We start from the raw sequence: 22618 nt of genomic DNA, 5'->3' as shown, positions 1-22618 counted from the left end.
TCTTCAGTTGAGTGTCAACGTGTAACTCACGAGCAATTCGAATGAATCTCGGTCGCCGTTGGCGATCTCGAAGTCGGTTTCGCGATAGGCGAGATCGACACTGACCTTCTGCCATTCAGTGAGCTGAAAATCGCTTTCCGAGGCAATGCGCCAGAAGTCGCTCTGGATGTTCGTGCCGATGCCGGCGGACAAGTCGGGAGTGTCGCTGTGGCCGGCCGAGACGGCGACCTGGTGAGACCATGCGAAAAGGTCCGGTACTTCCATCACCACGCCGCCGTAGCGGACCTCTCCCATGTAGCTGCGGCCGATTTCGCCAGCTCCGGAGGCGAAGTCAGTCGAGCCGACTAGGCGCAGTCCGAGCGCCTGGCCATTGCGGAATCGGTAGCTGCCGCCTGCCTCATAGAAGACCCTGCTATCGGCGAAGATGCCTTTCGAGCTGCTTAGATCGATGTAGCCGGCACCTGCAAAAAGCGTCGTCTCGACGGTGGGGCGCACGAGGAAGCGCCCACTTAGACCGACGCCGGTCTCGTGAACGTCGCTGTCGAAGCGATCTGTGACGGCGAACGCGGAAAGTAGCAGCCGTAGCGAATCGATCCCGCTGTTGGGCAGTCCCTTGTCCAAGGTAATGGCGGCGTTCCCGTGGATAAAAGTCTCCTCGGCACCGGGAACCGACAGGTCTTTTGTGAAAAAGCGCTCTGTCGCTGCCAGCGAGCCCGAGAGGACAAGTGCATCAGCACTTGGCGTCCCGAGATCCCATCGGATAAAGCCTTCCGCCCGCCCATAGGGCGAGACCAAGGTGCGGTCGTCTTCGGCCCCGCCCGGCTCAAAATCGGTGGATGCGCTGAACATGCCGCCAGTCAGAGCGATTTCCCAGGTGACGCCACGTAACGCGCGCTCGATGCGGGCGAGCAGGCGCACGGCTTCCTGCTGCTCATCCGCGGACAGGTCCCCGACCTCGAGGCCGTACTGCGCCTGCCGCCGGGCCAATTCATAGGAGCCGACATGATAATACAACCGGCTGGCCGAGAGCCGGGCGCGCGCATCGCGAGGATGTTTGATGAGATACTGCTCGATCGACGAGATCGCCTGATCGTACTGCCCTGCGTTGACGGCAACTGTGACGAATTGAGCTAGCGCTCCGTTGTCGGTCGGATTGGCAATGCGGGCCGAAAACGCATCGTCATAGGCCGGATAGAGACCTTGTGCGCCGGCCGGCAATATGCCGGTACAAAGCAGCGCCGCGGCGAAGCCGAGGATCATTGAAAACGAGGAATGCATGCCGAGAACCCACCCCAACCCGACTAGTGCAGCGGATCTAGCACGCCTGCACGAAAAAAAGCGACAGAACTGTCAGGAAACCTCCGAGTCTTCAGCAGCTGTTGCAGCTGCGCAACAAACTATCGCGTCCATTCGCATTTCGCCTACGCTGGTTGGTCAAACATCTTCTCAGCGTTGCTTGGCTTCCAGAAAGTATTCGCTACAAACGGCAACTAATCAAAATCATAATCAGCGGTGGATTGCGCAGCCGACAAGATCAATATTGTTTGCGCGATTCTCCACGTATCTGGTCGCCGCACGACGCATCAGGGTCACATGGAGCTCATCCGAAGGTCTTCCGCCGCGGTGCGCAAGCGCTCGGAGAGCTGGCGGGCGATGCTTCTCAGGACGGCCTGCGCGATGTGCGGCTTAGCCTTTGTTATCTTGTTGAACGCCGACGAGGTCACTTCATAGGCAACAACGTCCTCGTCCGCGATCACGTCCGTCGAGCGTGCCTACAGCACAAGCATGGTGGCCAGTCCCAGCATCAAGCCCATGCCTACAATATCGGTCACCGTCGTGAGGAAGATCGCGGAAGCCACGGCCGGATCGGCGCCGACCCGCCGCAGGCCCAACGGGATCAGCACGCCGGAGATCCCGGACATGAGGCACGATCCGGACATGGCGAGCAGGATCACAAGCGCCAGCATGGGCGCCTGGGATGCCGACTCCGGCTGCCGTGAAGCGTAGAACCACATGGCCGCAGCCGCCACCAGACCGACGAGCAAGCCGTTGGCGATCCCGAGCGCTCCCTCCCTCAGCACCAAGTGCAGCTTCGGTCGTTTGTCCACATCCCCTAAGGCGAGGCCACGCAGCGTAATAGCCAGCGCCTGACAGCCGGTGTTTCCGCTCTGTCCGGCCAACACCGGGAGGAACGCCGCCAACGCGACGATCTTCTCGATCGTGCCTGTGAACGAGCCGACCACGAAAGCGGCTATGAAGGCCGTCAGCAGGTTGAGCTGCAGCCACGGATGACGTTTCAAGAAGGCTGAAAACAGCGGAGTGAAAGAACGCTCCTCCTTCTGGACACCCACCATCTGGCCAGGCTGGGCAGAAATCTCGATGATTTGCTGCTCGAACAGCCGCCAGCCGCGAACCTGCCCGAGCAGCCGGTTCTCCGCGTCCACCACGGGATAGACTGGGTAGTGACGGCGTACCGCCGCCTTGCAGGCTTCGCTCAAAGGCATATCGACGTGAAGGGCGAACGGACTTGCCAGCATAATCTGATCCACCGTCGCGTCGGCCCCGCTCAGCATCAGATCGCGCAAGACCACTAGGCCAACCAGTCTATCGCCCTCGTCCGTGATGTAGAGGTAAGTCAACTCGGTCGGCACCTGCGCGCGCCTGACGGCCTCGACAGCGGCGGCTACCGTCGTCCCGACAGCAACGCTGGCGGGGATCGGATCCATCAGCTCAACGATGGCCTCGGGGATCGCGAGATCCTTGCCGTCGGTATGAGATTTGATGGGCCTCCTTTGCGAGGGAAAATGCTCCGCCACCTTCCGGGCGTGCCTATCCGGTAACAACTTTAGTGCGTCGCGGATGAACTCGGGAGACTCTCGGGCAAGCAATTCAGCCGCGTCGTCAGGTGCTCGAGCACGCAGCGTGCGCACCAACTTCTCAATGTCGTTCTCTTCCCTCATCTGTTCCCCCAACCTCTAATGTTGCGCCTCTGAGCTTATAGACCGGACCGTTTCGCTCTGCCCAGGCGCACGGTGGCCCAAGCGCCTCGATCCGGAATCTTCGCCTTCTCAGGGCGCCGAGTAGACCGACCCAGACAAATCTGAGCCATTGCGTGGGTGCATACAGGCGGGCTGTAACGTCAGCGTGTCGCCAAGAGAATTGACGTGTTGCCGAACTTCACCGTCGATTCCTGGCTCTGCGAGCACATCGCAACCCATCAACGAAGTAAGGTCGGCAATGGGCAGTCGTGGCCCTGCTCATGGGGGTGCGCTCAGCCCAACAATTCGCCATGTGAACGGTCGCGATTCAACCTGGGAAGATGGTGAAACCGCCATCGACGCGAATGACCTGCCCGTTGATGAAGCGCGCACGCGGACCGGCGAGGAAGGCCACCGCCTCAGCGATCTCTTCAGGCTCGGCATAGCGGTTCAGCGATTTCTTGCTCGAATCCATGCGCTCCGGATCGACGACGCGGCTCGCCTGGAACCGTGCCGTCTTGGTGGCGCCGGGGCTCACCGCATTGATGCGCACGCCATCGTCGATCAGTTCCTTGGCGAGGCAGCGCGTATAATGGACGACGGCCGCCTTGAGCGTGGAGTAGACCACCTCCGGCGAGCATCCGATATGCGCTGCCGCTGAGGCAATGTTGATCACCGAGCCTGAGCCGCGTTTGACCATGGGCGGAATGAACGCCTGGCAGACCAGCATCGTGCCGATGAGATTGTTCTCGGTCAGCACCTTGATGTCTTCATAGTCGATGTCGAGCGCGTTGTTGGGACTGGGCTTTACCCCCTTGGCGCCGATGTCGCCGCCGGCGCAGTTGACCAGAACGTGCACATCGCCGAGCTCCGCTTCGATCTTCCTCTTCATTTCGGCAACGGCTTGCCTGTCACCGATGTTGCCCGTAACCGCGGTTACCCGTGTCCCATGCTTTTCCAGACCCCTGGCGGATTCGCCGAGGTCTGCGAATTCGCCATATTGCGACGGCCGGGTCCAGTCGAGATCGTGGATGGCGACGTTTGCGCCGAGTTCGGCCAGACGTTCGGCCATGACGCGGCCGAGGCCGCGTCCCGAGCCGGTCACGAAGGCGGTCAGGCCGCTGAGTTCTCGGGCAGTCATGCTGATTTCTCCATTGCAATGAAATCGAACTTCTTCATGTTGGCGGCGCTGCGCCGGATCATGTCGAGCTCATACGAAACCAGCGCGCCGTCATCGTCGCGCTCCCACGGCGTCCGGTAGTCGGCGTCGTCAGCAAGGCGGTTTACGCGCGCAGCACTCAGGCAGGCGGCGAACTCGCGCGCAGTCTTCGGCGCATACCCGTTCCACCAGTCGTCGCTGAGACAGCGAACGTGGCGGGCTTCCAGCGCGCCCGGCTCGAGCACGGCGGTCAGCGTGTCGTGATGCTCGGCGAGGATGGCTGCCAGTCCGGCGAAGGGCACGGCGCCGTCGCCGATCGCGCAGCGGACCAGACGATAGCCCGCATCGGTGAACTGCACGCGATAGTCCTTGAGGTGGACATGGCGGACGTGCGGTGCGATGCGCCGCGTGAAGGCAAGCGGCGCCTCGCCGACAGGGAAGGTGTTGCCGGTGTCGTAGGTGATGCCGACGCCCGGCCCACCGAGTTCGCAGAACGCGACCAGTTCGTCGCTGCCGAAGTCCTGATGGTTTTCGATGCCGAGCACCCGGCCCTCAGCCGCCGCACGCGGCCCCCATTCCGTCAAGGCAGCGCGGATTGTCGCGTCGAACTCGCTCCATTTCGGGCCCCACAGGTTGCGGTCGCCGCACAGGACGGGGGTCAGTGCGATACGGATCGTTGTCGCCTCGAGCAGGCGCGCCACCCGAAACGCGCTGTCCAACGGACCGGCCATCAGAAGTCCGCCGCTGACCACCGGGACGATGTCGAGCGCGGCCAGACGCCTGCGCAGGTCGACGATTTCGGGGTCTGGCAAGTCGGTCAACCACGGTTCGTAGATCTCGAGCGTGCGTGCGCCCAGTTCCTGCGCAAGCGCTATGAAGCCTCCGAGCCCCGTCCCGTCCGGATTATGCCGCGGCGTGCCGCGTCCCTGTAGGCCGAGAGTGTAGGTCAGTCCGTATGGGTTGAGGCCGAGACGAAACATCAGCTTGGCAGTTCCGTTGAAGGATTTGGAAGCGATCGCATCAGCGCAGACCGGCATCGACGGCGATGGACTGCTTCGTGATCATGCGGCTGTCATCGGCGGCAAGGAAGAGCACGGTCCGCGCGATCTCCTCGCCCAGCAGGACGCGGCGGATCAGTTGCCGCTGCACCGTCTGGTCGATTGCGTCCTGGGTCTTGAACCACAGCTGGCGCTGCCGCTCGGTGATGACGGCGCCGGGTTCGACTGCATTGACGCGGATGTTGTCGGATCCAAACGACCGCGCCAATGCGCGCGTCAGCGCCACAACGGCACCCTTGGCGGTGGCATAGGCCACCATTTGGTCCGCGCCGAAACGCCAGGCGATGGAAGAGAAGTTTATGATCGAGCCGAAGCCGAGTTCCTTCATATGCGGATGCACCGCCTGCGCAGCGAAGAAGTGATGCCGGAGATTGACGTCGAAGCTGCGGTCCCAACATTCGACCGTCACCGTGTCAACGGGGTGGCGCTGATCATCGGCAGCGTTGTTTACCAGAACGGCGACCGGACCGAGCCTAGCGCGCACGTCTTCTACCGAAGCCTGCAGCGCATCAACGTCGGTCACATCACAATGGAGGTACAGGGAGGCCTGTTTGGCGACGCCACCGAGCTCGCGCACCAGCGCCTCCGCGGGTCCATCCTGCACATCGAGAAAGCATACGCGGGCGCCATTCGCCACGAAAGCGCGAACCATATCGGCGCCGATCCCGGAGGCGCCGCCGGAGATCAGCACGACGCGATCGGTCAAGCTCGGGTAAGTCGCGAATTGCACGGACATCAGATCACAGAAGCGCCCTGGTTGCTGGATCGAACAGACAGGCGCGCGACATGTCGATGCCGAGCGTTATCGTCTCGCCCATGACGGGAGCGTCATCCGGCTCGAAACGGCCGGTGATCTCCAGGTCGCCTAGCCTGAGGACGGCAAGCGTCTCGGCGCCGGTCGGTTCGACCAGTTCTACCGGCGCCTGCAAGGGCTGCACAGCAGGTTTGCGCGACTTCAGGTCCGTCGTGAAGCGGTAGATGTGTTCGGGCCGAACACCGAGCACCACGTCCTTTGGCGCACCGGCGGACAGCGGCGCGGCAAGGGCAAGAGCAGCGTCGCTGCCGTCAGCGGCGCGCACTGCGATGCTGGTTGAGCCGGTAAGCCGGGCGGGGATGAAATTCATCGCCGGCGATCCCATGAAACCGGCCACGAACATGTTGGTCGGCCGGTCATAGATCCGCTTCGGCGTGTCGAACTGCTGCACCGAGCCCTGATTCATCACCGCAATGCGGGACGCGAGCGTCATCGCCTCGACCTGATCGTGAGTGACGTACACCGTCGTCTTGCCGACGCGATGGTGCAGCTTCTTGATTTCGGTGCGCATGTCGACGCGCAGCTTGGCGTCGAGATTGGACAGCGGCTCGTCGAACAAAAACAGTTTTGGATCGCGTACCAGCGCGCGTCCCATCGCAACGCGCTGCCGCTGTCCTCCCGACAGCTGCCCAGGCTTGCGGTTGAGCAGCTGCTCGATCTGCAGGAGTGCGGCAACCCGCTTTACAGCTTCCGCCTGCTCCGCTTTCGGCACGCCCCGGCTTTCCATGCCGAAGGTGATGTTCTGGCGCACCGTCATGGTCGGATAGAGGGCATAGGACTGGAACACCATCGCTATGTCGCGGTCCTTGGGCTGCACGGAGTTCACCAGCCGATCGCCGATCCAGATCTCGCCCGAGGTGACGGTTTCCAGGCCGGCGATCATGGCGAGCAAGGTTGACTTGCCGCATCCCGACGGGCCGACGAGGGCGACAAACTCCCCGGTTCGCGCCTCGAGATTGATGCCGGCCAGAATCTCGAGCCCGCCATAGCTCTTGTGAAGGTCGCGGATCATCAGCGCGGACATGGGCGATGCCTCATTTGATGGCGCCCTGTGTCAGGCCGCGCACGAAGTATTTTCCACCGAACAGGTAGATCAGCAGCGGCGGCAGCGCGCCGATCAGTACGGCTGCGCTCATCACATCGTAAGCGCGGGCGGTCGTGCCGCCAGCAGTGAGCGCGACCAATGCCGCCGTAATCGGCTGCTGCTGGCCGGAAGTGAAGACGACGCCGAACAGATACTCGTTCCAGATACCGGTGAATTGCCAGATGACGGTGACAATCAAAATCGGCGGCGACAGCGGCAGGATGATCTTGCGAAAAATCCGCCAGAAGCCGGCGCCGTCGATGCGTGCCGCCTTGATAAGATCGTCGGGTATGCTGACGTAGAAGTTGCGGCAGAACAGGGTGGTGAACGAGATGCCCTGGACGACGTGTATTAGTACCAGCCCGTATGTCGAATTGGTCAGGCCGAGCTTGCCGAGCAGGAACGCCCACGGCATCAGCGAGATCTGGCCTGGCATGAAGACGCCGAGCAGCATCAGGTTGAACAGAATTTCCGAGCCCTTGAAGCGCCATTTCGACAGCACGTAGCCGTTCATGGCGCCGAGGAGCGTGGAGATGAGCGTTGCTGGGATCGTCATCCAGAGCGAGTTGAAGAAATTGCGCTTCATGCCTTCGCAGGTGCCGCTGACGCAATAAGTGCCCCAAGCCTGCGCCCACGCGTCGAGGCGGAAGCTGCGCGGCAGCGAGATAAGGCCGTTACGGGCAATGTCGGACTGCTCCCGCAACGAGTTGAAGACGACGACCAGCAGCGGTGCAAGGTAGATGACGGCGAAAAGCGTCAGCACCGCATAGACAAGGAAGCGACCCCAGAAATATCGCCGCGTAGCCGCGGCCGCTTCGGGATCATGCCGGGCGTTGGTGACAATTTCAGCCATTGCGGCCCTCCGCCCGCCTGCGCCAAACGATCCACAAGGAATAGGGCACCAGCACAACCGCGAGGGCCGCGAGCATCATCATCGCCGCGGCGGCACCCTCGCCGATCTGCCCACGCTGGAACATCAGGTCGTAGACATAGATCGCCGGGAAGGTAGTCGACACACCTGGCCCACCCCGCGTCAACGCCGCCACCAGGTCGAAGGTCTTGATGGCGAACTGGATCTGGATGACGGCCACCGCCAGAAAAATCGGGGCGATCGTCGGCAGGATGACCTTCCGATAGGTTCGGGAAACCGACGCACCGTCGATCTGCGCTGCTTTGATGAGATCCGGATCGACCGATCGCAGGCCAGCCAGGAAAAGCGCCATTGCGAAGCCGGACGACTGCCAGATACCGGTTATGATCACCGCATAGATTGCGGTGTTGCGGTTGGCCGTCAGGGCGAAGCTGAAGTCGGTCCAGCCGAGCCCCCGCACGAAGGCCTGGATGCCGTCGACGGGATTATAGAGCCAGCTCCACACCGTGCCGGTGACGATGAAGGAGACTGCCAGCGGATAGAGGAAGATCGTGCGCCAGACCGCCTCGCCGCGAACGCGCTGGTCGATCAGGATCGCCAGAAGCAGTCCGATGGCCATCGAGCCGACGATATAGAAGCCGCTGAACAGAAAGAGGTTGGTGTAGGCGATGTTCCAGCGCCGGTTCGCCCAGAGCGAACCGTAAGTGTCCAGACCGACGAACCCATAGGTCGGCATCAGCGACGAACTGGAGAGCGAGAGATAGAGTGTCCAGAGCGTGAAGACGAAGACGTAGACGAAACTCGCCGCAAGCGACGGCGCCAGCACCAGAATGGGCACCATCGTGCCCAGGCGCTGCCGCCACGGGGTTGCGGGAGCCGCAACCGGTACATTCAAGTCATGCGTGGACATCGGCTGCTCCGGCGAAGTCAGGCCGGGCCCGCCGCGCCGGGCCAATCATCGGCAGCGTCTTCACATCTGCGCTTCGGCCGCATCGGCCATCGCGCTGGCTGCGTCCTGCGCGGTCATGTCCGGCGTCGCCACAAATTCGGTGACGGTATCCATGATCGCGCCGCGCACCTTCTGCGGGATCGTCATGTTATGCGCCATCGAACGGACAAGCGTGCCGCCATCGATCGACGCCTGCAGGTCCTTCTGGGAAAGCTGCTGGCAGGGATTGAAGCCGTTCGAAAGATCGACGTCGAGACGGGCCGGGATCGAGCCCTTGGTCTGATTGAAAATCGTCTGGAACTCGGGCGACAGGATGGTGCTGGCGAGCAGTTTCTGGCCCTCGACGTAGTCCGGATCCTTCTGCTGGAAGAACACCACCGAGTCGGAATTCAGGATGAAGCCCGGCTTGCCCCAGTCAGTAGGCGCCTGGGCGCAGACATAGTCGGTGCCCTGCTTGAAGCCGCCGGCCGTGAGCAGGCCGAGCGTCCAGTCGCCCATGATGTGGAAGGCGGCCTCGCCGCGGCCGACCAGATGCGACATGCTATCCCAGTCGCGGCCGTTCATGCCGGGGTCCATATATTTCGTCGTCATGGTGCGGAACTGTTCGAAGGCCTTGACCATGCCGTCGCTGCGCATCGCCTCGACGTCACCCTCGACGAAGGCCTTCTTGAAGAGATCGAGATCCATTCCGTAGACCACCACCTCGAAGACCGTCGAATCGGTCCAGTCGGCAGTCGAGTGCGAGATGCAGATTTTGCCCGACGCCACGACCTTGTCGCAGGCGGCGTTGAAGTCCGCCCACGTCTTCGGCACCTCGGCGACGCCTGCTTCCTGCATGACCTTCGGCGATGCCCACAGCCAGTTGATGCGATGGATATTCATCGGCGCCGCTACCCAGCTGCCGGTCGGCTTCATCACCGGCAGCAATTCGGGAGCGACGACCTTCTCCCAATTTTCCGCTGTCGCCAGGTCGTCGAGATTGGCTGTCATGCCGGTCTCGTTCCATTCGGCGATCTCGGGTCCCTTGAGCTGCACCGCTGGCGGTGCATTGCCGGCGATCACGTCGGCGCGCAGTTTCGCCAGCGTGTTGGCCGTGTGGCCCGCGATGGAGGTCTGCTGCCAGGTGCCACCCTTGGCGGTGAACATCTCGCCGAGCTTGGCAATAGCCTGGGCGTCCGATCCGGTCGCCCATTGATGCAACAGGTTGGTCTTGGGCTCTGCGAGCGCGGCTCCCGCAACAAGGGTGTACGCCGTAGCGGCCGCAACGGCCGTCCTCAGGTATTCCATCGTTTCACTCCCATGTGATGTACGGTTCGTATCGACCGCTTGTGACGCAATTCGAGATCGTCGCAGAGGGAGATGCAGCATCTCCCTTCTTTCCAAGATGACATATTTGAGCTATCAGTCAACGTCCTTTGTGCTCACCATGAACAAACCTTCGCTTAGAAATTGGCTGATCGACAAGCCCTCCGCATCACCGGAGAGCCTGATCGTGCGATGCCTGCGTGAGCGCGGCGTGCTTTCTGCCTCGCAAATCGCGCACATCACCGGTTTGGCGCGGTCGACAGTTTCAACCGCGCTCAATGGCTTGAGAAAGTCCGGAATGGTGATTGAATCCTCGGCCCAGCATGACGGGGCCAGGGGCATTGGCAGGCCTGCCGCGACCTTGACGCTCAATCCCGCTGCGGGCACCTGCGTCGGCATCCACCTAGGCCTCGATGAGATGCGTTGCCTCATCGCCGACGTCTCGCATTCTGTCATTGCCGAACAAACTATCGCCATGGGCCTGGACTACCAGCCACAACAGGCGGCCGAGCTCGCCAAGTCAGCAATTGCCCAATGCTACGTAGAGAACGGTCTGCCGATGGCGGGGCTCCTGGGGGTTGGGGTTTCCGTCTCGGGCCCTGTCAGCCGCGAAGGCATGGTGCAGCGTGCGAGTATTGTTCCGACCTGGGCTGGGGTCAACATCCGCGATGTGTTCGGGCCGGTTCTCGAACAGCCGATTTTCGCCGACAACGAGAGCAACTGCTCGGCCATTGCCGAGCTGATGTGGGGCGCGGCCGTTGGCCAAGACGATTTCGTCCTGTTCAAGATCGATCTCGGCGTCGGCGGGGCCATAGTCCAGCATGGCCGGCTGGTCACGGGCATCGCCGGCGGCGCCGGCGAATTCGGGCATATCAGCATCGATCCCGGCGGCGATCTTTGCCGGTGCGGCAATCGCGGATGCCTGGAGCTTTATGCGAGTTTTGCCCGGCCGCTCGAGCAGATTTCGCGCATCGTGCGGCGGCCGGTGACGATGGACGAGGTGATCATGATGGCTGAACAGGGCGACGTCGGGGCGCTGCGGATGATCGAGGACACCGCGGACTTCGCCGGTCGTGGCCTTGGTCTGATCGGCTCGGTGATCAATCCGCCGCTCATCATCATCGGTGGCCGCATGGCCTTGGCAGGCGATATTCTCCTGGCACCGCTGATCGCGTCATATGAACGCCACACGCTCATCAAGTCCCGCGATATCGCGCCCGCACTGCGCACGCGGATAATCGTTGGCAAGCACACGCAGAACGATGCATTGCTCGGCGCAGTTGGCCTGGTGCTGCGCCACAACAGCCGGCTGCAATGAGCCAGCTTTGCGCCGAGCGGCGCTTTGACATCTACCGCCCCGTACGTACTTAGAAAAGGTGTATGAACCGGCGCGAACCGACCGCCATGCAAGGAAGACGGAGGCCTAAAGCTCGCCAGGCGGTCTTGACGGGGCGCAAGGACAAAGCGAAAACGCTCGGAGTGAGTCCGGGAGGCGGCGATTGCCTGTGCATATTGCGAATGACCCGGCGGATCTATTCCGTCACGTGAGCGCCGAGAAGGCCGTATTTTACCGCTGCATCATGGACGTATTCTCGGCGGCGAAGCGGCAATACCGTCTGCAGCTGCGGCCAGACGAAGTGCTTACCGAAGCCCGATGGCCGAACAAGCCGCCGCGCATAGAGGACGTGAATACGGCGCTCACTCAGCTCACGGAATGGGGCAATCTCGAATCGCATCCCGACACCGCGCGGGTTTCAAGCCTTAGCGACTTCTACCGTGCACGCTTCCTCTACCGGCTCTCGCAGGGCGGCGAGGCAGTGGAATCAGCCTTGGCGACATTCGTGCAGACCTTGCAGCGCCGTGCCGAGCTGCAAACCGTGGCCCTCGAGGACATAGCGAGCCGACTGCAGGCACTGCAGGCGCTGGCGCAAGCAACCCAACCCGACGTGGCCAAGATCCACGAAACACTGCGGGATCTGGTGCGTGTCTTCGAAAGTTTGGCCGAGAACGCGCAGGCGTTCATGGCCGGCGTCGCTCGCAGCATCGAGCTGCAGCAAGCCGAAGCTGGGGCGGTCGCAAACTACAAGAAGCGGCTGATCGATTATCTCGAACGCTTCATGGGCGATCTGGTACGCCGTTCCGACACCATCGCACGCCTCATTTTGGCGTTAGAGCCTGAGGTTGAGGCGCTGCTTGGACAGGTGGCCGAGCGCGAATCGCGGGACACGGCTCCAGGCGGCGCGCACGATCAGGCCGAGGCGAGGAAAGCCTACCTGCAAGCATGGCGAGAACGCTGGAAGGGTCTGCGCGGCTGGTTCCTCAGCACCGGCCATGAGCCGCCGCAAGCCGAACTGTTGCGGGCGCGGGCACGGTCGGCCATCCCGCAGCTTCTGGCCGCTATCGCCGCGCTGAATGAGCGCCGCAGCGGCCGCAGCGATCGCTCTGCCGACTTCCGCCTGCTCGCCGGCTGGTTTGCCGCTTGCGCAGACGACGGCGAGGCGCACCGGCTTGCGCGGGCTGCCTTCGCTCTCAATCCGGCGCGGCATTTCTCGCTCAACGCCAGTGTGGACGCCGAGCTGCCGGCCAGCACCTCCTGGGCCGACGCCCCGCCGCTCAAGATTCACCCGCGTTTGCGCGAATATGGCGAAGCTACCCCGCGCGGACCGCTGCCGCGCGTGCGCGACCGCGCCGAGGAGCGTGCGTTCCTGGCGCTTCAGCTCGCGGAGGAATCACAGCAGGTCGAAGCGGCGCGCAAGCGTCTCGCCACCAGCCGACCGGCGCGGCTTTCGGATCTCGGGGAACTCGACAAGCACGCCTTCGGCCTCTTCCTGGGCCTGCTCGGGGAGACACTGGCCGAGCAAGCCGGGCCGGAGACGGCGGTGCAACGCCAGACCAGCGACGGCTTGCTGCACATCCACCTGAAGCCGCTTGCCGCCGACAGCCGCGCCACGATCGACACGCCACATGGCGTCTTTGCCGGGCGCGACCATCTGATCACCATCACCCCCTTGCAGGACGGCCGATGAAGGCGGCGAACGGTTCCAACGACGATCGTGGCATCGGCCTGCTGCAGCAGCGCTTCCAGCGCGAGGAGTTTCGCGCCTGCGTGCGCGCGCTTTTGATGACGCCGCTGATCGGCCCGGGGCACGAGGATTTCGCCGCCATACGCCGCCAGGCCGAAGCATTGCGCGAATGGTTTTCTCGCGAGACCGGCTGGATACTGCAAGTCGAGCGCGAGGGCGCGCGCCTCTACAAGCGGCCCGGAAACCTGACCGACACCACGCGTGGCATTGCCGGCTACGATCGCCGGCGCTACGTGCTGCTTTGCCTCGCCTGCGCGGTGCTCGAACGCGCCGACCCGCAGATCACTTTGCGCCTGCTCGGCGAGAGGCTGCTGGAGCTCGCCGCCGAGCCGACGCTCGACTTCAGCTTCGCCCTCGAGGCGCAACACGAGCGGCGCGAACTCGTTTCGGTGTGCCGCACATTGCTGATCCTCGGGGTGCTGCACCGCGTGGCCGGCGACGAGGAAACGTTCGTGCAGGCCGGAGGAGATCAGGCGGATGCGCTCTACGACGTGCAGCGCCGCATGCTGTCCGGCATGCTGGCGGCGGTGCGTGGCCCCTCCACCTGGACTCCGGAAGAGGCGCCGGCAACGCTCGAAGAGCGGCTGTGCGCGCTGGTCGGAGAACATGTGGCGGACAGCGAGGAAGGCCGGCGCACGGCGCTGCGCCACCAACTCGCACGCCGACTCCTCGACGATCCGGTCGTCTATGTCGAGACGTTGGACCCGGAAGCTCGTGCGTATTTCTTCAACCAGCGCGGAACGATGGCTGCGCGCCTCTGCGACGCCGCCGGCCTGGTGGCGGAACAGCGCGCGGAAGGGCTGGCGCTGGTCGACGAAGCCGGTCTGCTGACCGACCTGGCGGTGCCGGCCGAAGGCACCGACGCCCATGTAACACTGCTCGTCGCCGAATATCTGGGCGCCGGGCAAAGGCAGCGGCGAGCCGGTGGCGGCGACATGGCGCAGGCCTCCGGCCGGGATATCCACGAGCATGACATTGCCGGCTTCCTGCACGAGGCCAAGGCGCAGTACGGCCGTTACTGGCGTAAATCGGCACGCGAACCAGGCGCCGAACGCGAGCTCGCCGCCATTGCGATCGAAAGATTGGAAAAACTGCAGCTGGCGGTGCGGGAAGCCGGCGTCGTCCGCCCGCTGCCGGCGCTCGCGCGCTTCGCGTTGGGCGACGCCGAAATTCGCGAAACGCGCAACGCGCCGGCTGCGGATTTCGGCTTTCGGTTCGAACCGACATGAACGACCGCCTGGACCTGCTCGGCCTGACGCCGGAAAAACCGGCTTTGCCGATGCCCACAAGGCAGCGCTGGCAGCCTCTGCGCCTGGGCCTGGTGGAGCTCTTTCACTACGACAGCGAGGAATTCTGGTTCCGCAACGGCCATCTGTTGCTGCGCGGCAATAATGGCACGGGCAAGTCCAAGGTTTTGTCGCTCACGCTGCCGCTGCTGCTCGACGCGCAGCTCAAGTCTTCGCGCGTCGAGCCTGATGGCGACAGCGGCAAGAAGATGGCATGGAACCTGCTGATGAACAGCCACGACCGGCGCATCGGCTATGCGTGGATCGAGTTCGGTCGCGTTGCCGAAGACGGCACGCCACGTTTTCTTTCGCTCGGCGCCGGCCTTTTTGCGACAGCAGCTCGTCCGCAGGTCGACAGCTGGTTCTTCCTGCTGGAAGACACCGACGACGCGCCGCGTATCAACCGCGATCTGCGGTTGATCAGTCCGCAGCAGGTAGTGCTGACCAAGGAGCGCCTGCGCGACGCGCTCGATGGCCGTGGCCAGGTGTTCGACACCGCGGCCGGCTACCGTCGCGCCGTCGACGAGCGCCTGTTCCATCTGGGCACCAAGCGCTACGACGCGTTGATGGACACACTGATCCAGCTTCGCCAGCCGCAGCTTTCCAGAAAGCCGGACGAAACCGCGCTTTCGAATGCGCTGACCGAGGCCCTGCCGCCGCTGGCGCCGGAACTGCTCGGCGACGTTGCTGAAGCGCTCGGGCAGTTGGAGGAAGACCGCCGCCAGCTCGACGAATATCAAGCCTTGGCCAAGGCCGTCAGCCGATTCGAGGAGCGTTATCGCGTCTACGCCGGTACGCTGACCCGCCGGCAGGCACGCTTGTTGCGCCAGGCCCAGACGGAGTTCGACAATGCCAGCCGAGCACGAGGTGAGGCCCAGGCTCGCTTCGACGAAGCGCAAAGCCAGGAAGCGCTGGAGCGGACCGCTCATGATAGCGCCGAGATCACTCTGGCGCGCGGGCGTGCGCGGCTCGATACCTTGCGCTCCGACCCGACGATGCAGGACGCCAACCGCCTCGAAAATGCCGAAAAAGAGAAGGCGGCGCGACTGCGGGCGATGCAGAGGGCGACATTGGCCGTCGAAGCGGCGGGCCGACGACTGGAGCTCAGCACGGAGGAAAGCGAACGGGCAACCCGGCGCGTGGGGCAGGCGGAACGCGCATTGGCCGATCTGCGCCGGGAAACCGCCGTTCACGCCGATGACGCAGGCATCGCCGGCCAACACGCAGCAAACCCCCTCGCCAGATTGGAGGCTTCCGCGCTGGCCGCACTGACGCAGCATGCTTTCGACGCGGCCTGCGCCGAGCTTCGCAGCCTCGTTGCCGGCCGGCGTGAACAGATCGGGTTGCTGCGTCGCCGCCACGGCGAAGTCGCTCAGGCCGAGGCTGCCTACACGCGGCGCCGCGAAATCCGGGGTGAGCGGCAGGTCGAAGCCGAAGAGGCCGCCGAGCGTCGGACCCGAGCTGACGCCGAGGTCGAACGGCAAAGCCGGGACCTGGTGGAAGGCTGGGACCGTCATTTCATCGGCCTGAAGCAACTGCAGATCGATCCCGACAGCAGGCCGGCGGCGCTGACGACTCTGGCGGAATGGACAGCGTCGCTGCAAGGCGACAACCCTGCCCGCCACCTTCTGCAATCGGCGTATCAAGGAGCCAGTCTCTCTCTGACACAGCGTCGCGTGGCGCTCGACGGCCAGCGACAGGCGCTGGAGATGGAATACGGGCTCCTTGAAGGCGAACGCGGACGCCTCGAAGCCGGCGACGACATGGCGCCGCCCCTGCCCTACACGCGTGATGCCTCCGTCCGGGACGCGCGTCAGGGCGCGCCGCTCTGGCAAGTGATCGATTTTCGCGGCGCAGTAGCTGCACCGCAACGCGCCGGCCTTGAAGCCGCGCTCGAAGCGGCCGGGTTGCTCGACGCCTGGTTATCGCCTGACGGACGCCTCCAGGCCGGCGACGGCGGCACCCTGCCTTACGATACCCAGCTGCTGGAACGGCAAAAGCATTCTCCATCCCTCGGCGACTGGCTGGAAGCCACCGTGCCCGCGGGCTGCGCCGTGCCGGCCAATATCGTTGATCGGGTGCTGTCGGGCATCGCCTCGGCGGATGACGATCCGATCGATAGCGAGGCCTGGGTCTCCACCGACGGCCGTTTCCGCCTCGGCGCGCTGTCCGGAGCGTGGGGCAAGCCGGAGGCGGTCTACGTTGGCCACGCCGCCCGCGCCGGAGCCCGCGCGCGCCGCCTGGCCGAGATTGCTGGCCGCCTGGCGCAACTCTCCGATGAATTGAGGGCCGTGCGGGCAAAAGCCGAGCAGCTCGCGCTGGATCGCGAACAGGCCGACGAGGAATGGCGCCTTGCGCCTTCCGACGAGGAATTGCGGCGCGCTCATATGGCCGCTACCGCAGCCGCTCACGCCGCGCGTCTGGCTGGCGAAAACTGACCGAAGCGGAGACGCGGAGCCGCGAGGCCGAACAGGCGCTCAAAGCCGTGCGGGAACGGCTCGCCGCAGATGCCGTGGACTTGCGCCTGCCGGCAACGCCCGATGCACTGCCTGCCGTCGAAGCGGCGCTGGATCATTACCGCGATGCACAGGTCCGGCTCGAGCAAGCAGCTCACGAGTTTTGTCTGGCACTGCCCGAGTTGCAACGGCAGCGTGCCCGCCAGGGCGAGGCGCGCAGCGAGGTGCAGCAGCGCGAAGCGGAACTCGTGGCGGCCCGCATTGAAACGGAAGACGCCACTGCCCGGCTCGAGCTGCTGCGGGAAACGGTCGGCGCCAAGGTCGAGGAACTGCAGCGAAGGCTGACCGATGCCCGCCGCGCTGTCGAAACCGGCGAAGCCGAGCTGAAGCTCGCCGGCGATAGATTGCGCAAAGCGGGTGAGGCACGCGCGGTCGCCGGGCAACAGGCCGAGACAGCGAACGCCGTGCTTCAGGAACGCGGCGAAGCACGCGCCCAGACGATCTCCAGATTTCAGCTGTTTGCAGGCACCGGCCTGCTGTCTGCAGGGCTGCCGTATATCGAACTGCCTGACATGGGCAGCCCGTGGACGATCGACCCCGCGCTGACGCTGGCCAGACGCGCGGAACAGGAGCTGTCGAATCTCAGGGACGACGATGAGGCGTGGGCGCGCGTCCGGCGGCAGATAGCTGAAGAATTTAACGAGCTGCAGCGCGCACTCAGCGCGTTGGGTCACCAGGCCCAGGCTGATCCCAGCGATTGGGGTTTCAGGGTGGATATCGTCTATCAGAACCGTCGCGAACGGCCGGACCGCCTCGCCATCCGGCTGGCCGAAGAGATCGCCCAGCGCGGCGAACTGCTCAGCGCCAACGAACGCGCCGTCCTGGAGAACCATCTGCAGGCCGAAATCGCGGCAGAGATCCAGCGCCTGTTGCAGGCCGCCGAACGCCAGGTCGACGCCATCAACGTCGAACTGCACAAGCGCCCGACCTCCACCGGCGTGCGATATCGCCTGTTGTGGCAGCCGCTGTCCGAAGAGGAAGGCGCGCCGGTGGGCCTCGACGTGGCGCGCAAGCGCCTGCTCAACACCAGCGCGGACCTATGGTCGGCAGACGACCGGCGCGTCGTCGGCGCGATGCTGCAGCAGCGCATCGCCGCCGAGCGCGAGCGCGCTGATGCCACCGGCGGAAAGGACAGCGGCGGCACCTTGCTCGACCAACTGGCCCGCGCGCTCGATTATCGCCATTGGCACCGCTTCCGCGTCGAACGCTGGCAGGACGGCCATTGGCGCAAGCTTTCCGGACCCGCTTCGAGCGGCGAGCGGGCGCTCGGCCTCACGGTGCCACTCTTTGCCGCGGTCGCCAGCTTCTACAGCCAGAGCAGCTATGCCTTGTCCCCACGGTTGATGCTGCTCGACGAAGCCTTTGCCGGCATCGATGACACAGCGCGAGCGCATTGCATGGGGCTGATCCGCGAGTTCGATCTGGACTTCGTCATCACCAGCGAGCGCGAGTGGGCCTGTTATGCCGAACTGCCAGGTGTCGCCATCTGCCAATTGCAGCGGCGCGAAGGCATCGATGCCGTATTCGTCTCGCGATGGACCTGGGACGGACGAGAGAAGAAGCCCGAGGCCGATCCAGATCGCAGATTTGCGCCGGCATGAGCGATCAGGTCGACCCGCGTCTTCAACGCCTGCTCGGTGGCGACCACCTTGCCTCGCTGCGCAAGCGGCTGCGCCAGCGTTTCGAGCGCGCGCCGCTCGAAGGCGCTGTCGATCAGATTCGCGTCGTCGGGCTCAGTGACGAGGAGCACGCGGCACTGGCGGCGCTGCTCGGCCGCCCGCAGCGCCGATCGAACTCCTTGCAGATCGACGTCCGCCGCGTCGACGCCGACCTGCGGCGCGCCGGCATCGCCACATCGCTGTGCGATGCCCTGGAAAGGCTTGACGGCTCCATCGTTCATCTCGCCGGAGCACGCCTTCGACAGCAAAAATTGTGGTCGAGCGTGATAGATGGTTGCAGCCATCCCGACTTGGCCAAGCTGCTGCTGACGCCGGCAGGCATCGGCCTTGTCAAGCGGCTCGCTCGGCGGGATACGGTCGCGGCTGCGGAGCTTTTCCGGCGCGCCGAAGCGGTGCTGCGGCGCCTACCGGCAAAAGGCGTAACACGTTCGCAACTGGCCGCGGACGCGCTGAGCGATGCCCATGCGCTTGACAATGGTCGCGGCGCCGCGACACTCGTGCTGGCGATCCTGCGCCAGACCGCCATGCCCGCTTCCGACGCCGCAGCTGCCGACGAAGATGGCGAGACGGTACGCGATTCGAGAGAGGACGTCGGTGCGGAACCGGCCGCCGGCGCGGAGCGGATACGCGAGACATGGGCCAGAGCAGGCGTTCTGGTCAACGAGCTGGCACGCCCGGCCCTGTTCCTGAACCTGCCGACAGGCGCGACCGAAAGCGATCGTTTGCCCCTGGGAGAACCGGCCTATGCGTCGTTGCGATCGCTGCTGCGCTCGCCGCAGCGATGGGAGGTAGCGGACCGCAACGTTTACGTCTGCGAAAATCCCAACCTGCTCGCCATCGCCGCGGACCGATGGGGGGCAGGCTGTGCGCCGCTGGTGTGTACCGACGGGATGCCGGCCGCCGCGCAACGATGCCTATTGGCCCAACTCGCACAGGCCGGCGCGCAGCTGCGCTATCACGGCGATTTCGACTGGCCCGGATTGCGTATCGGCAACCAGGTCATGCGAGAACACGGTGCAGAGCCATGGCGCTTTGGCGCCGCGGACTATATTGCCGCTGTGCGGACTGCGCCCGGCCTGGCGCACCCGCTTGAGGGAAAGGTGGCCGAAGCGTCATGGGACGGAGCGCTGGCGCCCGCGATGCGTCAGCACGGAGTGGCCATCGCCGAAGAGGCGCTGGCCGCCACGTTGTTGCCGGACCTCGACGATCGATGAGGCTGCATTCTTCAAAGCGGGACGCATTTTCAGCCTGACAGCAGCACTTCGGACGCGGCACGCTCGCAGATCATGTCATTGAGCGCTGCCGGGGCAGAACGTGACGCGTGAAAAACCTCTCGCTGGAAGTGTTAAGCGCAACACGCATATGACCATTTCCATAGTCAGGAGCGTGACATGAGTGTGATCAACTTGGCAGATGCCAAAGCCCATCTGAGCGAGCTAGTGGATAGGGTCGAGGCGGGAGATACGATCGACATCACCCGGCGGGGTAAACCGGTCGCACGGCTCACCGCCGTGGCGAGACCGCGGCAGCGGATCGACGCGACGCTCCTGCAATCCTTGACCGCGACCATGCCTCCTCAGGCCGAGAGTTCTGCCGATCTGGTACGGTCGATGCGGGATGGCGACCGTTACTGATGCACTATCTCGACACGTCGCTGATCGTTGCCGCCCTTTTCAAATGAAGCGATGACGCTCTTATCCCCATCAGGCATTCTCGGAGAAGCGGAAGCCGAATGGCGCCGAACGGACCAAGCAACGGGCCCGAGCGGACTGTACGGCGTTTGGATTGCTGAGGAAGCCAGGCGCGGAAGCCTACAGCACGACCAGCCAGGCAGCCCACCTTATCGTCTGAGCACTCAGATATCACCGGCCCCGCGCTCGCATGCGGCCTCGGCGACGTCCAAAGCGGTCTCAACCGCGGTCAAGAATGATTGGTCGTCCGCCAATTCCGGAGTGTATTGGCGAAGCATATAGAGCCCGAGAAGGGCAACGTAGACCGCTTTGGCCAACCGTCCGGCCAATGGCTGTGGAGCGCCCGCTAGGGCAAACTCTTTGGTCAGGTGATCGATACGAGCCGCGTCGACTTCCGCCGCTGTAGCCCTGGGCATTGGGTCCCGTGCAGCCCAAGCCCGCAAAGCGCACTCGGCCTGCGCAACGTCCACGGACCCCATTCGCTGAACCAAAGACAACTCAGCGAGTACAACCAATCGTTCGCGCGCCGTGGCAAACTCCCGGGTCTGGTCAATGAGCAGAGTGGTGAAATCCCGCTTCCAAAACTCGATGATAGCCTTGAGTAGCTCGTCCCGATTCTTGAAACGCCAGTAGAAGGGCCCCTTGCTGACCCCGAGCGAGACGGCCAAGCGTTCAATCCTGACCGACTCGATACCGCCTTCGATAAGGGCCGTCAGGCCAGCGCCTACCCAATCCTCTTTTGAGGGACCTGCCGATCGCTGCGCCATGAAACTCCTCGCATGCTCCGCGGAACGCCGCTCATAGCACTTCTATACGGTGCCGTATAGACTCGACAACCAAGTCGATGTATACGGGTACGTATAGAGCTCGCGGAGTAGGTGCTTTCATACCGACGTGGTCACAATCCCGGCAACAGGTGGGCCGCAAAAGAGGCGAATGAGGGCGGAACAGAACCATGCCAAGATTATCAATGACGGTAACGCTGACGGCGACGGTACGGGCAGCATGCTCGCAGAAATCGCACTGGCCTGCACGGCGGCTTCCGGGGGATGGCAAGTGCAAATAGTCGAACAGCTTCCACAGTCATTTAATAGGATAGGAAATGTTGAAGTACTCGATCTACGGGTTAACGTCTGTCGGAATCGCCCACCTGTTCGTTCTGGGCGGCGACGCCTTGATCCAGGCGCCAGGTTGGCTCGGGGGCGCATTGTGGACATGGGACCACTGGGGGCCGCTAGCTGATCAGCGTCCCGGCCTGATCCTCAGCGGATTCGCCTTCTGGTCGACGATCGGCAGCTTTGCAATCCCATTGATCGTCCTGGGCCTGCTCCTCCTCTGGATGACGCGCAGGGGCATCGTCGTGCCACGGTTCGTCGGCTTGGCATTGTTGGGATGGGGAACTGTTGCTACGCTGATCATGCTGCCAAGCGGCTTTCCGCTACTCGTGCTTGTTCTGATCGGCCTGTGCTTTGGCGTGCGGGGGACTAAGGCCCAATGATGTGCATCGCCAGGCATCGCCCTCCTCGGCCGCAAGTTGTGGCGAAACCTTTTGCCAGGCCGTTTGCGCACGCTGACAGGCTTCTTCCCGGCGCAAACTTCGGCGACACTTATGCATTGGTTGTAACAGGTCTCGCCTTGGACGCGGTCGGCGTTTCGCAGCAGGTATTCGGGAGGCAGCCAAGTTGGATCAAGTGGCTGCTGGCGTTGCGAAATGGCATTGTGACGCCTTTCGGCTTGAAAACTGGACCGGAGCGGAGAAGTAAATCTGACCCCCATCTTGGCTTCTTGCCAGTTGTCAGGCAGTCCTCCAATTGTGTCGTGTTCGGTCTCGATGACTGGCATCTCGCTTTCCGCGTGTTATTGGAAGTCAAGGAACGCACATCGACCGAGCATGAGATCTCGGTCTCGACCGCAGTCAAAACCCACAATTTGGTGGGCAGCAGCTATCTCGCGTTGGTGAAGCCATTTCACCGTATCGTCGTTCCTGCGATGCTAATGCAGGTGGTTTCCGACCACTAGCGTGGGGGGGGCCCGGGGGGGGCCCCCCAGCGGGGAAGCGCAAAAGCCCCCCCCCCCACAAAAAAAAACGGGGGGGCGCCCCCCCAACCCCCCGCCGGGGGGCGCCCCCCCCGCCCCAACGGGGTG

General features: G+C 63.7%; 18 protein-coding genes and 1 pseudogene. 8 read left to right on the top strand and 11 right to left on the bottom strand.

All coding sequences use genetic code 11. The annotated features are described in order from the left end of the window. Positions 1 to 3: 3 nt before the first annotated feature. The 10 genes from AC0L2B_RS06140 to AC0L2B_RS06095 form a co-directional block, all read right to left on the bottom strand. Positions 4 to 1278 (bottom strand): tetratricopeptide repeat protein, encoded by a 1275-nt coding sequence (locus tag AC0L2B_RS06140; protein ID WP_473744597.1) that lies wholly within the window; start codon positions 1276 to 1278, stop codon positions 4 to 6. A 311-nt stretch (positions 1279 to 1589) separates the two neighbouring features. Beyond that, a complete protein-coding gene (locus tag AC0L2B_RS06135; protein WP_473512461.1) occupies positions 1590 to 1757 on the bottom strand; it encodes a hypothetical protein in 168 nt (55 codons plus the stop codon). Between the two features lie 15 nt (positions 1758 to 1772). Further along, complete coding sequence (locus tag AC0L2B_RS06130; RefSeq protein WP_473614968.1) at positions 1773 to 2960, bottom strand: magnesium transporter; 1188 nt, start codon at positions 2958 to 2960, stop codon at positions 1773 to 1775. Between the two features lie 346 nt (positions 2961 to 3306). Beyond that, complete coding sequence (locus AC0L2B_RS06125) at positions 3307 to 4119, bottom strand: SDR family NAD(P)-dependent oxidoreductase (protein WP_091597406.1); 813 nt, start codon at positions 4117 to 4119, stop codon at positions 3307 to 3309. Next, positions 4116 to 5174: a sugar phosphate isomerase/epimerase family protein gene (locus AC0L2B_RS06120; RefSeq protein WP_473744596.1), complete on the bottom strand. Its 1059-nt coding sequence runs from the start codon at positions 5172 to 5174 to the stop codon at positions 4116 to 4118. Before AC0L2B_RS06120 ends, AC0L2B_RS06125 begins: the two co-directional genes overlap by 4 nt. Beyond that, positions 5158 to 5931, bottom strand: coding sequence for an SDR family NAD(P)-dependent oxidoreductase (locus AC0L2B_RS06115; RefSeq protein WP_473744595.1), 774 nt, complete (start codon positions 5929 to 5931; stop codon positions 5158 to 5160). Before AC0L2B_RS06115 ends, AC0L2B_RS06120 begins: the two co-directional genes overlap by 17 nt. A gap of 4 nt (positions 5932 to 5935) precedes the next feature. Then, positions 5936 to 7033: an ABC transporter ATP-binding protein gene (locus tag AC0L2B_RS06110; protein ID WP_473744594.1), complete on the bottom strand. Its 1098-nt coding sequence runs from the start codon at positions 7031 to 7033 to the stop codon at positions 5936 to 5938. 10 nt (positions 7034 to 7043) lie between these two features. Beyond that, positions 7044 to 7946, bottom strand: a complete 903-nt coding sequence (locus AC0L2B_RS06105; protein WP_236370549.1) for a carbohydrate ABC transporter permease — start codon at positions 7944 to 7946, stop codon at positions 7044 to 7046. Next, complete coding sequence (locus AC0L2B_RS06100) at positions 7939 to 8874, bottom strand: carbohydrate ABC transporter permease (RefSeq protein ID WP_473744593.1); 936 nt, start codon at positions 8872 to 8874, stop codon at positions 7939 to 7941. Before AC0L2B_RS06100 ends, AC0L2B_RS06105 begins: the two co-directional genes overlap by 8 nt. A 60-nt stretch (positions 8875 to 8934) precedes the next feature. After that, complete coding sequence (locus AC0L2B_RS06095; protein WP_128245420.1) at positions 8935 to 10200, bottom strand: ABC transporter substrate-binding protein; 1266 nt, start codon at positions 10198 to 10200, stop codon at positions 8935 to 8937. Between the two features lie 139 nt (positions 10201 to 10339). Between AC0L2B_RS06095 and AC0L2B_RS06090 the strand changes: the two genes are divergently transcribed. The 6 genes and pseudogenes from AC0L2B_RS06090 (at position 10340) to AC0L2B_RS06065 (ending at position 20416) form a co-directional block, all read left to right on the top strand. Then, positions 10340 to 11536: an ROK family transcriptional regulator gene (locus AC0L2B_RS06090; RefSeq protein WP_473744592.1), complete on the top strand. Its 1197-nt coding sequence runs from the start codon at positions 10340 to 10342 to the stop codon at positions 11534 to 11536. A gap of 226 nt (positions 11537 to 11762) precedes the next feature. Then, positions 11763 to 13244 (top strand): TIGR02677 family protein, encoded by a 1482-nt coding sequence (locus AC0L2B_RS06085; RefSeq protein ID WP_473744591.1) that lies wholly within the window; start codon positions 11763 to 11765, stop codon positions 13242 to 13244. Beyond that, complete coding sequence (locus AC0L2B_RS06080; RefSeq protein WP_473534958.1) at positions 13241 to 14530, top strand: TIGR02678 family protein; 1290 nt, start codon at positions 13241 to 13243, stop codon at positions 14528 to 14530. Before AC0L2B_RS06085 ends, AC0L2B_RS06080 begins: the two co-directional genes overlap by 4 nt. Next, positions 14527 to 18704, top strand: a pseudogene (locus AC0L2B_RS06075) (TIGR02680 family protein). Before AC0L2B_RS06080 ends, AC0L2B_RS06075 begins: the two are co-directional and overlap by 4 nt. Continuing rightward, the gene (locus tag AC0L2B_RS06070; protein ID WP_473744590.1) at positions 18701 to 19996 is read left to right on the top strand and encodes a TIGR02679 family protein; all 1296 of its coding nucleotides are present in this window, start codon (positions 18701 to 18703) and stop codon (positions 19994 to 19996) included. The pseudogene AC0L2B_RS06075 and the gene AC0L2B_RS06070 overlap by 4 nt, the downstream one beginning before the upstream one ends. Before the next feature lie 177 nt (positions 19997 to 20173). After that, complete coding sequence (locus tag AC0L2B_RS06065) at positions 20174 to 20416, top strand: type II toxin-antitoxin system Phd/YefM family antitoxin (protein WP_473534961.1); 243 nt, start codon at positions 20174 to 20176, stop codon at positions 20414 to 20416. Positions 20417 to 20637: 221 nt separating this feature from the next. Here the strand turns inward: AC0L2B_RS06065 and AC0L2B_RS06060 are convergent, their stop codons facing one another. Next, a complete protein-coding gene (locus tag AC0L2B_RS06060; RefSeq protein WP_473744589.1) occupies positions 20638 to 21240 on the bottom strand; it encodes a TetR/AcrR family transcriptional regulator in 603 nt (200 codons plus the stop codon). Between the two features lie 335 nt (positions 21241 to 21575). On the opposite strand from AC0L2B_RS06060, the gene AC0L2B_RS06055 reads away from it, so the two are divergent. Together AC0L2B_RS06055 and AC0L2B_RS06050 are read left to right on the top strand one after the other, a co-directional pair. Beyond that, entirely contained in the window at positions 21576 to 21971 is a 396-nt protein-coding gene (locus AC0L2B_RS06055; protein ID WP_287119642.1) for a hypothetical protein, read from the top strand. A gap of 38 nt (positions 21972 to 22009) precedes the next feature. After that, on the top strand, positions 22010 to 22492 hold the full coding sequence (locus tag AC0L2B_RS06050; protein ID WP_473744588.1) for a DUF2867 domain-containing protein: 483 nt from the start codon (positions 22010 to 22012) through the stop codon (positions 22490 to 22492). Positions 22493 to 22618: the final 126 nt, after the last annotated feature.

This window comes from Mesorhizobium sp. WSM4815, from assembly GCF_055811575.1.
The sequence above is the reverse complement of the archived record's forward strand: the minus strand, read 5'-3'. Positions and strand labels throughout refer to the sequence as shown.

Bases quoted from the DNA above. Each gene is read 5' to 3' on its own strand.
- AC0L2B_RS06140 (WP_473744597.1), bottom strand. From the start codon at position 1,278: ATGCATTCCTCGTTTTCAATGATCCTCGGCTTCGCCGCGGCGCTGCTT.
- AC0L2B_RS06130 (WP_473614968.1), bottom strand. From the start codon at position 2,960: ATGAGGGAAGAGAACGACATTGAGAAGTTGGTGCGCACGCTGCGTGCT.
- AC0L2B_RS06125 (WP_091597406.1), bottom strand. From the start codon at position 4,119: ATGACTGCCCGAGAACTCAGCGGCCTGACCGCCTTCGTGACCGGCTCG.
- AC0L2B_RS06120 (WP_473744596.1), bottom strand. From the start codon at position 5,174: ATGCCGGTCTGCGCTGATGCGATCGCTTCCAAATCCTTCAACGGAACT.
- AC0L2B_RS06115 (WP_473744595.1), bottom strand. From the start codon at position 5,931: ATGTCCGTGCAATTCGCGACTTACCCGAGCTTGACCGATCGCGTCGTG.
- AC0L2B_RS06110 (WP_473744594.1), bottom strand. From the start codon at position 7,033: ATGTCCGCGCTGATGATCCGCGACCTTCACAAGAGCTATGGCGGGCTC.
- AC0L2B_RS06105 (WP_236370549.1), bottom strand. From the start codon at position 7,946: ATGGCTGAAATTGTCACCAACGCCCGGCATGATCCCGAAGCGGCCGCG.
- AC0L2B_RS06100 (WP_473744593.1), bottom strand. From the start codon at position 8,874: ATGTCCACGCATGACTTGAATGTACCGGTTGCGGCTCCCGCAACCCCG.
- AC0L2B_RS06095 (WP_128245420.1), bottom strand. From the start codon at position 10,200: ATGGAATACCTGAGGACGGCCGTTGCGGCCGCTACGGCGTACACCCTT.
- AC0L2B_RS06090 (WP_473744592.1), top strand. From the start codon at position 10,340: ATGAACAAACCTTCGCTTAGAAATTGGCTGATCGACAAGCCCTCCGCA.
- AC0L2B_RS06080 (WP_473534958.1), top strand. From the start codon at position 13,241: ATGAAGGCGGCGAACGGTTCCAACGACGATCGTGGCATCGGCCTGCTG.
- AC0L2B_RS06070 (WP_473744590.1), top strand. From the start codon at position 18,701: ATGAGCGATCAGGTCGACCCGCGTCTTCAACGCCTGCTCGGTGGCGAC.
- AC0L2B_RS06065 (WP_473534961.1), top strand. From the start codon at position 20,174: ATGAGTGTGATCAACTTGGCAGATGCCAAAGCCCATCTGAGCGAGCTA.
- AC0L2B_RS06060 (WP_473744589.1), bottom strand. From the start codon at position 21,240: ATGGCGCAGCGATCGGCAGGTCCCTCAAAAGAGGATTGGGTAGGCGCT.
- AC0L2B_RS06055 (WP_287119642.1), top strand. From the start codon at position 21,576: ATGTTGAAGTACTCGATCTACGGGTTAACGTCTGTCGGAATCGCCCAC.